Annotated in this window: 11 protein-coding genes; 6 read left to right on the top strand and 5 right to left on the bottom strand. The window is 65.2% G+C overall.

Annotated elements, in window-relative coordinates; translation table 11 throughout:
• Window positions 1–79 precede the first annotated feature (79 nt).
• From greA to L0C21_RS09500, 4 genes are all read left to right on the top strand, one after another.
• Window positions 80–559, top strand: a complete 480-nt coding sequence (gene greA / locus L0C21_RS09515) for a transcription elongation factor GreA (RefSeq protein ID WP_259278127.1) — start codon at window positions 80–82, stop codon at window positions 557–559.
• Between the two features lie 181 nt (window positions 560–740).
• Window positions 741–2,885, top strand: a complete 2,145-nt coding sequence (locus L0C21_RS09510; protein WP_259278126.1) for a methyl-accepting chemotaxis protein — start codon at window positions 741–743, stop codon at window positions 2,883–2,885.
• 327 nt (window positions 2,886–3,212) lie between these two features.
• Window positions 3,213–3,842: a rhomboid family intramembrane serine protease gene (locus tag L0C21_RS09505; protein ID WP_259278125.1), complete on the top strand. Its 630-nt coding sequence runs from the start codon at window positions 3,213–3,215 to the stop codon at window positions 3,840–3,842.
• 67 nt (window positions 3,843–3,909) lie between these two features.
• Window positions 3,910–4,089, top strand: a complete 180-nt coding sequence (locus L0C21_RS09500; RefSeq protein WP_259278124.1) for a hypothetical protein — start codon at window positions 3,910–3,912, stop codon at window positions 4,087–4,089.
• 135 nt (window positions 4,090–4,224) lie between these two features.
• On the opposite strand, the gene L0C21_RS09495 is transcribed toward L0C21_RS09500, so the two are convergent.
• From L0C21_RS09495 to L0C21_RS09480, 4 genes are all read right to left on the bottom strand, one after another.
• Window positions 4,225–4,452, bottom strand: a complete 228-nt coding sequence (locus L0C21_RS09495) for a DUF4170 domain-containing protein (RefSeq protein ID WP_259278123.1) — start codon at window positions 4,450–4,452, stop codon at window positions 4,225–4,227.
• 121 nt (window positions 4,453–4,573) lie between these two features.
• Window positions 4,574–5,554 (bottom strand): N-acetyl-D-Glu racemase DgcA, encoded by a 981-nt coding sequence (gene dgcA / locus L0C21_RS09490; protein WP_259278122.1) that lies wholly within the window; start codon window positions 5,552–5,554, stop codon window positions 4,574–4,576.
• On the bottom strand, window positions 5,541–6,134 hold the full coding sequence (locus tag L0C21_RS09485; RefSeq protein ID WP_259278121.1) for a gamma carbonic anhydrase family protein: 594 nt from the start codon (window positions 6,132–6,134) through the stop codon (window positions 5,541–5,543). The genes dgcA and L0C21_RS09485 overlap by 14 nt, the downstream gene beginning before the upstream one ends.
• Window positions 6,131–6,799, bottom strand: a complete 669-nt coding sequence (locus L0C21_RS09480; RefSeq protein ID WP_259278120.1) for an MlaC/ttg2D family ABC transporter substrate-binding protein — start codon at window positions 6,797–6,799, stop codon at window positions 6,131–6,133. Before L0C21_RS09480 ends, L0C21_RS09485 begins: the two co-directional genes overlap by 4 nt.
• 461 nt (window positions 6,800–7,260) lie before the next feature.
• Here L0C21_RS09480 and aqpZ point away from each other — a divergent pair, with 461 nt between their 5' ends.
• Together aqpZ and spbR are read left to right on the top strand one after the other, a co-directional pair.
• On the top strand, window positions 7,261–7,968 hold the full coding sequence (gene aqpZ, locus L0C21_RS09475; RefSeq protein ID WP_259278119.1) for an aquaporin Z: 708 nt from the start codon (window positions 7,261–7,263) through the stop codon (window positions 7,966–7,968).
• A 249-nt stretch (window positions 7,969–8,217) separates the two neighbouring features.
• Entirely contained in the window at window positions 8,218–9,348 is a 1,131-nt protein-coding gene (gene spbR, locus L0C21_RS09470) for a SpbR family protein (protein WP_259278118.1), read from the top strand.
• Here the strand turns inward: spbR and L0C21_RS09465 are convergent.
• On the bottom strand, window positions 9,296–11,836 hold the full coding sequence (locus L0C21_RS09465) for a coiled-coil domain-containing protein (RefSeq protein ID WP_259278117.1): 2,541 nt from the start codon (window positions 11,834–11,836) through the stop codon (window positions 9,296–9,298). The two genes, spbR and L0C21_RS09465, sit on opposite strands and share 53 nt — an antisense overlap.
• Between the last annotated feature and the right edge of the window lie 180 nt (window positions 11,837–12,016).

The following is a 12,016-nucleotide window of genomic DNA, read 5'->3' as shown; positions in this document are numbered from 1 at the left end:
TGAGTGACGCCGTGGGCGGTTGGGACATGCCGCCCACAGGTGTCTTTTTTCTTTGTGTGAGCCATGAGGAGCGTGAAGGATGGCCACCCTTGAGAAATTCCCCATGCTGGCGGAAGGGTTTGAGGCATTGCAGGCAGAACTGCACCGCCTCAAGACCGTGGAGCGCCCGGCCGTCGTCGAGGCGATCGAGGAAGCGCGCGCGCACGGCGATCTCTCGGAGAACGCCGAGTACCACGCGGCGAAGGAGCGGCAGGGCCAGATCGAGGCCCATATCGCCGAACTGGAAGACCGCCTGAGCCGCGCTCAGGTGATCGACCCGACGCGCCTGTCCGGCGACAAGGTGGTGTTCGGCGCGACCGTCACCCTCATCGACGAGGATGACAAGGAAGTCGTCTACCAGATCGTCGGCGCCTACGAGGCGGACATCAAACGGGGCCGCATTTCCTTCTCCTCGCCACTGGGCAAGGCGCTGATCGGCCGCAAGGTCGGCGACGAGGTGGAAGTGGTCACGCCGTCGGGCGACAAGTACTACGAGATTTCCAAGCTGGAATTCAAATAATCCCAAATCGAGGGAAACAGAGGTTTTCCCCGGTAATTGCGGGTTTTTGAAACGGGCTGCGGCTTTTGCGCCGTGGCCCGTTTCTCGTGTCAGGAATGGCTAATAGTCCATTCATCAATTATAAACCGGTGGCCTCTAAGCCATTGTTCCCGGGGACCATTATGTTGGTCGGAGGGGGAACATGGCATTCGCCTTTTCTCAAATCGGGGAACATCGGCGCGGACTGAACGCGGCCTTTGTCTGGGTGCGGGACCTGAGCGTGCCGCGCAAGCTGTTCGTTAGCTACAGCGTCATCGTTGCCGTTATCATCTGCCTGGCAGGCTTTACCGCCTACAGCAGTTTCTCGACCCGCCGGAACGTCGAGGTGCTGGCGGATCTTTCGGCGCAGACAGTCAAGCTCGGCGCGGCCGAGCTGGACGCGCTGACGGCGCTCGATCGCATCAAGCAGTATGTCATCCATCCCGACGCGCAGACGGCGGATCAGGTGCGCCAGAAGCTGGAGAGCGCCCAGGCGGGCCTGGCGGCTTCGGCTGCGTCCCTGAAGGCGCTGGGGCAGGCCGGGCAGCTGGAACAGGCCCAGCGGCAGCTGGCGGCCTTCAGCGACGCCTTCGACCGGATCGCCGCCAGCCAGAAGCAGATCCAGAAGGAAAACGAGACCAGCATCCAGACGCTGGGGCCCTCCATTGCGGAGACCCTGCGGACGATCATGACCGCCTCCTACCAGAACGAGGATCCGCGTTCGGCCTATTTCGCGGGCCGGGCGCTCGACCTCTACATGCAGACGCGCATCGACGTGAGCCGTTTCCTCTCCGAAGGGCGGCAGGAAGACGCCAAGGCCGCCAAGGCGGACCTCCTTAACCTGGAGGACGCGCTCAACCAGCTGTATGGGGTTATGTCCTCCCGCAAGCTGGTGGCCGAGGCGGACCAGGTGATCGCCAACCTCGTCACCTACGACAAGAGCTTCGATGCCCTCATCCGGCTGATCGAGGCGCGCAACGCGGATGTGGACACCATCCTCTCCCAGACCGGCCCGGCCTTCGAGGCGAGCACCAATGCCTTGCGCGGCGCGCTGGTGGCCCAGCAGGAGCGGGCGGCGCGATCGACCATCGACAGCATCATCCTCGTGCTTTCCCAATCGGCGCTCGCCAGCGTGGTCGGCATCGGCCTTGCGATGCTGGCGGCCCTGCTGGCGCTCAAGTTCATCGTCAATCCGCTTCGCTTCATGGCCGAGGCCATGCGGCGGCTGGCCAGGGGCGACCGCGCCATCGAGATCGGCGGGCTGGAGCGCGGCGACGAGATCGGCGAGATGGCGCAGGCGGTGCAGGTGTTCAAGGACAACGCCAACGCCATGGAGCAGCTTCGGGCCGAGCAGGCGGCCAAGGAAGCGGCCCAGCGCGAGGCCGAGCTGCGGGAGAGGGCGGCGGAGGACGAGCGCCGCTACCAGCGCGAGCAGGAGCGGCTGGAGGCCGAGGAGGAAAAGCGCCGGATGCTGGCCGAGATGGCTGACCATTTCGAATCCAGCGTCAAGCATGTGGTGGAAATCGTCTCGCAGACGGCGCGGCGGATCGAGGACGGCGCGCGCCTGGCCTCCGACGCGGCGCAGAGCAGCGTGATGATCGCCGCCAGCGTCGCCGCCACGTCCGAGCAGGCCAGCCTCAACGTGGAGACCGTCGCGGCTGCCACCGAGGAAATGTCCCACTCCATCTCGGAGGTGTCATCGCAGATGAGTGCATCGACCACCATCGCCAAGCGGGCGGTGGAGCGGGCCAAGCGCACGGACGAGATCGTCACCAGCCTGGCGGACGATGCCCGGCGCATCGGCGAGGTGGTCAGCATCATCCAGAGCATCGCCGAGCAGACCAACCTGCTCGCGCTCAACGCCACCATCGAGGCGGCCCGCGCCGGCGAGGCCGGGCGCGGCTTCGCGGTGGTGGCCTCTGAGGTGAAGGCGCTGGCCAACCAGACCGCCCACGCCACGGAGGAGATCGACCAGCAGATCCGCTCCATCCAGTCCGTCACCGGCGAGGCGGTGGGCGCCATTCGCGAAATCCAGGACATCATCCGCGAGGTCAGCTCGCTCTCCGCCAACGTGGCGGCGGCGGTGGAGCAGCAGGCGGCAACGACGCTGGAGATCTCCCGCAATACGCAGCAGGCCGCCCAGGGCACGCAGGAAGTGGTGACCAACATCCTCCAGGTGCGCGAGGGCGTGGACTCGACCGGCGAGGCGGCGCAGGAGTCGCTGAAGGCCGCCGCCGATCTCAACCGCCAGGCCACCATGCTGCGGGAGGAGGTGGACCGCTTCCTTGCCCGCGTCCGCGCGGCGTGATGCGCGCTGCCGGGGAGGGGTGATGCCTTGGATCATCCGGACAAAAGGCCATATGCCTCTAGATCGGCTTATAACGCCCATACAGAGGTTTTTGCCTGTTTCAGCTAGGGTGGTAGCGGACAGATCTGGAATCGCGCTGTAAGGTGCCTCTACGGGCCTTTGCGGGGCATGGCGAAGGTGGGTCTCGCCTTGCTTTACCTTGCGCCGAAAAAGCATGGTTCTGAAATGCCCTGAAAGCAGTCTGGGTGGGCTGGAGTTTCGGCTGCCGCCCTTGAAGCTTGGCGTGAGGAGACATAGTTAAAAGGGGTGAAGCCCGCTGATACCCCTATGCCTGCCGCGCCGGTCACCCGATTTTTGATCCTGGCCTGCGTGATTATCGAGTTGCTGCTCGTCCTGATGCCCCATCGCCTCAGCGAAGGGCTGATGTTCATGCTGTCGCTGATTCCCGCGCGGCTCACGCTGATGCCGGGCGAGGGCGCGGTGACGCTGGTCACGTCCCAGTTCCTCCATGCGGGCCTGCTGCACCTTTTTGCCAACATGCTGTTCCTGTGGGCCATCGGGCGGCCGGTGGAGTGGATCATTGGCGGAGGCCGCTTCGTTGTGCTCTACATCGCCACCGGCGTTATCGGCGGCGTGGCGCAAACCCTGGCCGCCCCCATGTCCACCGTTCCGGTGGTGGGCGCGAGCGGCAGCATCTCGGGGATGCTGGCCATCTATGCCTTGATGTTCTCCCGCAGCCGGGTGTCGTCACGGGTGTTCGCCGGGTTCCGGGTGCCGGGGCACCTGCTGCGCCTGCTGTGGTTCGCCATCGCCTGGATCGGCATTCAGCTGATGATCGCGCTCGTGTTCAACACGGGCGGCATGGGCGGCGTTGCGGTGTGGGCGCACATCGGGGGCTTCCTCGCCGGTCTTGTTCTGGCGGCGCCGTTCATTCGTCGCAGGCCCCAGCAAGACTGACCCATCTGTCAAGCGGCTGTCACACGCCGCGGCTATAGTCAGTACAGTCCAAGGAGAGACTCAACACATGACGACCAACCATTCCATCAATCAGGCGGCTCTGGGGCGCGTTGCCCACCAGCTGCTCAAGGACATCGGCGCCCGCAGCCGGGATGAAGCCCGCCGCGCGCTCGTGGGGCGCATCGCACCCTACGGTCCGTCGCCACGCCTCGTCGAGATGGCGCTGGATCGCTATTTCGCGCGGTAAACAGGATGTCTGGGAGGTGTTGCCAGCGGTAACGCGGCAGCGCACCGGCAGGAGGCCGGCCCGGAGCTTGCGCTGGTCAGCACGAAGGCTGATCGACGCAAGCTCTTTTTATTTCCGGGGTAAAAATCGAAACGGTTAGCTGGCCTGGGTGTTCGGCTGAAGCAGCCGGTGCAGGTGAACGATCACATACTTCATCTGGGCGTCGTCCACGGTGCGCTGGGCCGCGCCGCGCCACGCCTTCTCGGCCGAGGCGTAGTCAGGGAAGATGCCAACGAAATCAACGGCGTTCAGGTCCTCGAACTCAAGGCCCTGCGGATCTTTCACCCGCCCGCCGAATACCAGGTGCATCAGGTTCTGTGTCATTACTCTACTCCATAATCATCCGGAGCCAGCGCGGTCCGCTTGCGGACTGATCGACGCTCCGTGTTCCAAGTTCCCGCAATTCCTGAAGCGCAAGCCCTTGCCCGGTGGGGCGGGAAATGCTTCAGCCCCACAGGCCCGTTGGGCCGGGGATGATCTGGCCGCGCTGATAGCACAATGAAGGGGTTCGGTCTTCCCTTAGCAGCAACGGTCCATCAAGATCGACAAAGGCGGCGTAAGGGGTGAGCAGGACCGCCGGCGCCATGGCCAGCGACGAGCCGACCATGCAGCCGACCATGATATCCATGTCGTAGCTGCGCGCCCGCTCCAGCGTGTGGATGGCCTCGGTGAGGCCGCCGGTCTTGTCCAGCTTGATGTTGACCGCGTCGTAGCGGTCGGCCAGCCGGTCCATGTCAGCGGCGGTGTGGCATGATTCGTCCGCGCAGATGCTGACCGGATACCGGCCGCGGGTGAGCATGTGGTCCTGCGCGGCGGGCAGGGGCTGCTCGATGAGGACGACGCCAAGCTCGGCGCACCGGGGCGCCAGCCGCTCGAGCGTCTCAAAGTCCCAGCCCTCGTTGGCATCGACGATCAGGCGCGCCTCGGGCGCGGCCTCGCGCACGGCCCGCAGGCGATCGAGGTCCGCCTCGCCGCCGAGCTTCAGCTTCAGAAGATCGGTGCCCGGCGCATTGCGCGCGGCCTCGGCCATGGCCTCGGGCGCCGCAAGGCTGAGGGTGTAGGCGGTGGTGACAGGTGCGGGCGGCTTCAGCCCCGCCAGTTCCCACACCGGCGTTCCGCGCTGGCGGGCTTCCAGGTCCCACAGGGCGCAATCGACCGCATTGCGGGCCGCGCCGGGAGGCAGCAGGCGGCTGATGTCGGCACGGCTGCACCCGGCCTGCAGCTGGGCGCGGATGGCGTTGATCTGGGCGGCGACGCTCTCCAGCGTTTCGCCGTAGCGGCCATAGGGCACGCTCTCGGCCCAGCCGGTCACGCCGTTTTCCGTTAGGCGGACGGTGATGACTTCCGCCTGGGTTTTGCTGCCGCGTGAAATGGTGAAGGCCCCGCGAATGGGGAAGGTGTCGACGCGAACGTCAAGCTGGCGCATGATTGCCCCGTTCAAGATCCTCAAATTCCCGGTGCAGCCGCTCCAGCGTTTCCTGCACGAACCGCTCGAACTCCGGCCCGTCCCAGGCGCGGTGGTCGCCGCGCGCGTAGGCAAGGGCGTTGCGGTGGTAGAGAAGGGCGTTCAGCCGGTTGGGAATCCAGCTGTTCCGGGTGCGGATCACCTTGGCGGGAGAGCCGACGACAATGGAATTGTCGGGGATCTCCGTGCCCTCCTTCACATAGCTGTGCTGGCCGATGATGCAGTTGTTGCCCACCTGCGCGCCGTCATAAACCGTGGCGTTGATGCCGATGAGGCAGTTGTCGCCGATGCGGCAGCCATGCAGCGTGGCGTGGTGGGTGATGGAACAGAAAGCCCCAACCTCCACGGGGAGATTGGGGCTGGTGTGGACCATCACGAAGTCCTGCACATTGGTAAAGCTGCCAATGTGGATATGCGCTGTCTCGGATCGCATTACCACATAGGGCCAGACGGACGCGCCCTCGCATAGCCTCACGCGCCCGTAGAGGAGGGCGGTGGGATGGACGAAGGCGGCGTCCGCAAAGCCTGGCTGGCTGCTCATCGCTTCTCGGGGGTGCTGGCCGCCGTCTTGGTGGAAGAGACGGTCGTGCTCTTCATCTCGGCGATCAGGCCGTCAAGGCCGCGCGCCTGGATCTTGGCATTGAACTCGTCCCGCTGGGTGACAGCCATGCTCACGCCCTCAAGCGACAGGTCGATGACCTTGAGGCCGCGCCCGGCCACGTTGCGGATGCGCCAGTCGGCGTGGACCGGCTGCTGCACGTTGGGGCCGGTGACGAGGGTTCGCACGTAGATGTCGCCGCGCGGGGCCGGGGCGGTGCCCGTCACCTTGAGCGTGGAGTTGCCATACTCGGTCAGGCGGGACGAGTAGATGCGGATGACGTAATCCGGGAAAACCGCATGGAAGGCCTTCAGCTGCTCCGGCGTTGCCGTGCGGCGGGCAGTGCCGAGCACGCCGTTGCCGATGATGTCGAGCGCGAAGCCCTTCTGCAGCAGCTGGCGGAACTGCTGGTCCCGCTGCGCCTGGCTGAGCGACTGGTTCCGCAGCACCTCGAAGGCCTGATCCGCCAGGGTCTGGATGAACTTGGTGGCGGCGCTGGCGTTCACGGCATCCTCCGCCGCCAGGGCGGCAGGGGCATAAACGCTGGTGGCGGTGAGGGAACCCAGGGCGAGCGCGGTGGCCAGGAACGCATTAAAACGAAGTCGCATACTTGCTCCTTTTCTCTTCGGACGCGAACGGCGCGCGGCCATAACTCTTGCCGCCCAAAGCTAGGTAGTTAGTGTCTGGGCGAAGCTCTGCCAAGTCCTGCAGGCTTGCTCTTTTGCCGCGGACCATCGTCCAGAACGGCTGAACCGCAGCTGAATTAGCGCTTTATCCGCCCGATCCCAAGGCTTGATTTCGCTGGGAGATTTCGTGCTCTCCAAGCGCGCTCCAGCACGCTAACGGCAAAGAAACGAGCGGCCCACTCCCAAATCAATATGCTTGTAGAAATTATTCTTATCCCTGCCGGGTGGGCTTGCGGCGCATATTATTTGTTCAGTTAAAGCGGTGGGTAACTCAAGCATCTCATTTTTGTATTGGAATGTAGATCGTTACTGCATAGCATCGAGCCTGCTTTTACGCCTGTGCTGCCTTTGAGGGCAGGCGGGCTCAGGAAAAGGAAGAAAGTATGGCTCCATTGCCTAAACGGTTGTTTGCAGAGCTTCTGGGTACGTTCTGGTTGGTGCTCGGCGGATGCGGCAGCGCGGTTCTCGCGGCAGGCTTTCCGGATCTCGGGATTGGGTTTCTGGGCGTTGCCCTGGCCTTCGGCCTTACGGTTCTGACCATGGCCTATGCCATCGGCCACATCTCGGGCTGCCACCTCAACCCGGCCGTGACCATCGGCCTGTGGTCGGGCGGCCGCTTCCCGGCGAAGGAGATCGCGCCCTACGTCATCGCCCAGGTGATCGGCGCCATTATCGCGGCCGGCGTTATCCTGCTGATCGCCGGCGACAAGGAAGGCTTCACGCTGGCGGCCAACGGCCTTGCCGTGAACGGCTACGGCACCCTGTCGCCGGGCGGCTATGGCCTGACGGCCGGCCTCATCACGGAAATCGTGCTGACCTTCGGCTTCCTGATCGTCATTCTGGGGGCGACCGACCGGCGCGCGCCGGCGGGATTTGCGCCAATCGCCATCGGCCTTGCCCTGACGCTCATCCACCTCATCAGCATTCCAGTGACCAACACCTCGGTCAATCCGGCGCGCAGCACCGGCCCGGCGCTGCTGGTCGGGGGCCTCGCGCTGCAGCAGCTCTGGCTGTTCTGGGTGGCGCCGATCATCGGCGCGGTGATCGCCGGCTTCGCCTATCGCGGCCTGGCCGGGGAAGAGAAGAACTAAAAACGGCGTTTCAACGCGCGACTGGCAGAAGCCCGGCCGAAAGGTCGGGCTTCTGCTTTTCGTGGCATTTCTGCCCCGCATGAAAGCAGGTATACTATTCCGCGTGGATTGGCGGGTTAGAAACGTCCATGTTTCGTTTCAGCGGCGTGGGCGCTTAACCCCCACTTAACCAGTGGCGCTTAACGATGGTTGCGTCATGGACGTTGCGCGCAACAGCCCCGATGGGCTGACACGTTCGGAGGTGAGATCTTGAGTGCCGGACATCAGCTTTCCGTTGAAGACGTGAAGAAACTCCTGTCGGACCCATCGACCGACAACAGAGCCCTGACAGCGTCCAAGGTGGCCTCGGCCTTTGCCAACGGCGCCCTTGGCGAGCGGGAGCGGATTCTGGCCGAGGAAATCTTCCGCATCATGGCGCGCGATGTGGAATTGAAGGTGAGGGAGGCTCTGTCGCAGAGCATCCGCCTGAGCCCGGAGCTGCCGCATGATGTGGCGGTTGCGTTGGCGAATGACATTGCCGAGGTGGCGCTGCCGATCATCGAGGCCAGCTCCGTGCTGACGGACGACGACCTCCTGGGCATCATCCAGTCCAAGCCCGCCGAATACCAGGTGGCGGTGGCGGGGCGGGCCGTGGTCTCCGAGCGGATCTCCGATGCGCTCGTCGAGACCTGCAACGAGGACGTGGTGGCCCGCCTGGTCGCCAACGATGGCGCCCAGCTCAACGAGAAGACCATGAGCCGCGTGCTCGATGACTTCGGACACATCAAGCGTATCTCCAATCCGATGGCGGAACGCTCGGTGCTGCCGATGAAGATTGCCGAGCGGCTGGTGACGCTGGTCTCCGAGAAGATTCGCGACCACCTGGTGACGCACCATGACCTATCGCCCGACGTGGCGATGGACTTGCTGCTCGACAGCCGCGAGCGGGCCACGCTCAACCTGCTGGGCGGCTCCAGCGACACGCCCGATGTGTTCGAACTGGTCGACCAGCTGCACGCCAACGGGCGGCTGACGCCGACCATCATCATGCGCGCCCTGTGCATGGGCGATATCTCCTTCTTCGAGGTGGCGATGGCCAAGCGGGCGGACATTCCCGTCGCCAACGCTCACCAGCTGATCCATGATCGCGGCGGCAAGGGTCTTGCCCGCCTGTTCCACCGCTGCGGTCTGCCGGCCCAGTCGCTGCCCGTTGCCAAGACGGCGCTGCAGGCGATCGACGAGCTGTCGCACATGGTTGATTGCGACCGGCAGACGATTCGGGAAATGACCATCGAGCGGGTGCTGACCCAGTTCGAGGAAAGCATGGACCCGGAGAATCTGGACTATTTCATCGCCAAGATCGCCGGGCGCGAAGGATCCGCTGCGGCCAGCAAGTCATAAAGGCAGCCTGCCACAGGCAATAAGAAAGCCGAGTCCGCAAGGCGCGCCCGGCTTTTTTTATCTGGCGTTGGGTTTGTTGTCTTGCAAGGGGGGCTTGGCCCCCGCACCCTGTCCAGCTCATTGGCCCGCGCCGGATCAGCCCCCCGAGGCGGTTGATGGACTGGGCCAGCATCACATAGAGCTTGCCCATGTCCGAGGATAGCAGGGTAACGCTGAGAGCCTGCCCGTCGCGCTCGGCCATGGTGCGGCCGATCAGCTTCTCGAAATCACGGATGTAGCGGCGAACCTGATCGCGGAATTCGGTATCCGTATCGAACAGGCGGGTGATCTGCGTGCGCTCGCCCCGGTCCGCCAGCTTGACGGCCCGGCGCACGAAGATGCTGCGGTCGCCCTTGAGGTAGGCCTGCCACTCGGTGTCGGAGACTTCCGTGCCCAGCATCTTGGCGATGTCGATGGCGGCGGAGTTGAGGCTTTCGATCAGGTGAGCGGCGGCGCGGGAGAGGTCCTGTTCGGATTTCTGGCCGAGATAGGCGTCGGTTTCGGCCACGCGCCGTTCGATGGCCGTAGCCAGTTCGTTGAGCCGCGTCATCTCGCCGTGCAGCTGGCCGACGGCGGCCCGGGTCGCCTCGACGCCGCGCTGGCTGGCGGTCTCCACCTCATCGATGCTCTCCCGCAGCGGCTGGACCAGTTCCTCGCGGATGGTCTCCACGCTCATGCGGCGCAGGGTGGATTGGGCGGTTTGAACAATGTCGTCCGCCGCGGTCTTCAGGGCCTCGCTGGCCTGCGCGGTCATGGTGCGGATGCGGCCCAAAGCTTCCACCAGCTGGCTGGAGCTTTGAATGGCGGTCGCCTGGGTGGCCTCGCGAGCGGCGGACAAGGCCGGGGTCATCTCGGCCAGGGCATGCGTCATGCTGGTCTGGAGCGCATCCAGCTCCTCGCGCTGGCGGTCGAGCGTTGCCGAAACGGCGGCCAGGGTTTCCGACAGCTGCGCTGCGCCCGTGGAGACCGCCTGCATGCCGCCGACCATGGTGTTGGAGTGCTCCGCCGCTTCGGCCACGGTCGCGCGGGCCTCGGAGGCCTGCTCGATGGTGGCGGCCAGCGACTGGGTGAGGCGGGATGCCTCGCGCTGGGTCTCGACCAGGGCGTGCTGCATCTGGTCGGTGGCGGTCATGCCGTCGGTGATGGCCTGGGGCAGGGTGCGCGCCTCGTCGCTGAGGGCGCGCAGCCGCTGCTGAAGCTCGGTGACGCTCTGGTCCTGCCGGGTGAGGCCCTCGGCGACCAGGCTTTCCACCTCGCGCCAGGATTCGTGCAGGCGGGCCACATCCTCGGCGGCCGACTGGCGCTGGCCGGCGAACTGGCTCAGCAGCTGGTTGATGCTGGCGCTGACGTGCTGGGTCTGGTGGGCGAGGGTGTTCATCGCCTCGCCGGCCGCGCTGTTGAGGCGGGCGCGCAGGGAGTCGATCGTCGCCTCCAGCGCCTCGGCCTGCTCGGCGGCCAGATCCTTTGCCGATCCGGTGAGCGAGGACAGGCGGGCGGCCATGTCGTCCATGCTGGCGGCGATCTGGTCGCGGCTGCTCCCGAGCTGGCTGGCGATGGACTGGCTGCGTTCGTCCAGCGTCGCCGCCTGAGCCTCAAGCGCGGCGCTGGCGGCCTCGATGCGGGCAAGAAGATCGGTCGTGGTCTTGTCGGTCGCGCCGAGGCTGGCGTTCAGGTCCCGATGGCGGAGCACCAGCTGGTTGATGGCGCGGGAGAGGGATTCGGCCAGATCGTGGCTGATGGTGCCGGCGCCCTGCAGCTTCTCGGCCAGGCCGTCGATGCGGTTGGCCAGCGGTTCCAGCACGCCCGGCATGTCGGTTACGTGGCGGCGGGCCTCGTCCACCGCGCCAGTGAGGCGCGTGGTAACGCCTTCCAGCGCCTCGCTGGAGCCGCCAAGGGCCGAGGCGCTGGCGGCAAGGCGCGCTTCCGCCTTTTCGGTGACACCGCCCAGCGTCTCCACCGCGTTGACGAGGCGGCCGATCTGCTGCTCGATGCCGGAGGACAGGCCTTCGGCCCGGTGCTCGGCAACGTTGAGCGCGCCATCAAAGGCGGAGAAGCTGCCGCTGAGCCGCTCGGCCGCTCGGCGCAGACGCCGCTCGGCAAGAAGCGCGTCGTGAAGCTGCACGCGCGAGGCCGGCGCCTGGGCGCGCACAATGAAGAATCCCGCCACCAGCCAGATGACCGAAAGCGGGGCGGTGACGCCCGCGGCGAAGATGGCCAGTTCGATGAGGCTCGGCCGGGCCAGGCCCTGGTTCTGGTAGAGAACATAGAGGGCCGCGCCAACAAGGGCGAGCCAGATGAAGGAAAGACCAAGGGCAACCCAAAGCGGTGCGCGTGGGCGTGCCGTGCCATCCGCTTCTGCGTCGTCAGTCTCTGCCATGGGGGAGTCCATCAGGTCGGTTTGGGCCGGAAAGTCATTTGGAATGGCTGCCGCCGTGGTTTCCGATGACATGGCTTCTCCACTACCTTCAGCGCCGGCGGATGGGGGGACAACGGTCTCGGTTTCGGAATGGTTTCCGGCGAATCTGGATCTGAACGCAGATCTACGCACGAGCGGGTCACTCCAAAGGATTAACGTAGCGTTAGCAATTTGCGCGGCAGCGTCAATTGCCGGTCCGTGTGATTTGTCAGA

Source organism: Pedomonas mirosovicensis (genome assembly GCF_022569295.1).
Taxonomy (GTDB): domain Bacteria; phylum Pseudomonadota; class Alphaproteobacteria; order Sphingomonadales; family Sphingomonadaceae; genus Pedomonas; species Pedomonas mirosovicensis.
The sequence above is the reverse complement of the archived record's forward strand: the minus strand, read 5'-3'. Positions and strand labels throughout refer to the sequence as shown.

Excerpts from the sequence above, each read along its gene's own strand:
- greA (WP_259278127.1), top strand. The coding sequence starts at position 80 with ATGGCCACCCTTGAGAAATTCCCCATGCTGGCGGAAGGGTTTGAGGCA.
- L0C21_RS09510 (WP_259278126.1), top strand. The coding sequence starts at position 741 with ATGGCATTCGCCTTTTCTCAAATCGGGGAACATCGGCGCGGACTGAAC.
- L0C21_RS09505 (WP_259278125.1), top strand. The coding sequence starts at position 3,213 with ATGCCTGCCGCGCCGGTCACCCGATTTTTGATCCTGGCCTGCGTGATT.
- L0C21_RS09500 (WP_259278124.1), top strand. The coding sequence starts at position 3,910 with ATGACGACCAACCATTCCATCAATCAGGCGGCTCTGGGGCGCGTTGCC.
- L0C21_RS09495 (WP_259278123.1), bottom strand. The coding sequence starts at position 4,452 with ATGACACAGAACCTGATGCACCTGGTATTCGGCGGGCGGGTGAAAGAT.
- dgcA (WP_259278122.1), bottom strand. The coding sequence starts at position 5,554 with ATGCGCCAGCTTGACGTTCGCGTCGACACCTTCCCCATTCGCGGGGCC.
- L0C21_RS09485 (WP_259278121.1), bottom strand. The coding sequence starts at position 6,134 with ATGAGCAGCCAGCCAGGCTTTGCGGACGCCGCCTTCGTCCATCCCACC.
- L0C21_RS09480 (WP_259278120.1), bottom strand. The coding sequence starts at position 6,799 with ATGCGACTTCGTTTTAATGCGTTCCTGGCCACCGCGCTCGCCCTGGGT.
- aqpZ (WP_259278119.1), top strand. The coding sequence starts at position 7,261 with ATGGCTCCATTGCCTAAACGGTTGTTTGCAGAGCTTCTGGGTACGTTC.
- L0C21_RS09465 (WP_259278117.1), bottom strand. The coding sequence starts at position 11,836 with ATGTCATCGGAAACCACGGCGGCAGCCATTCCAAATGACTTTCCGGCC.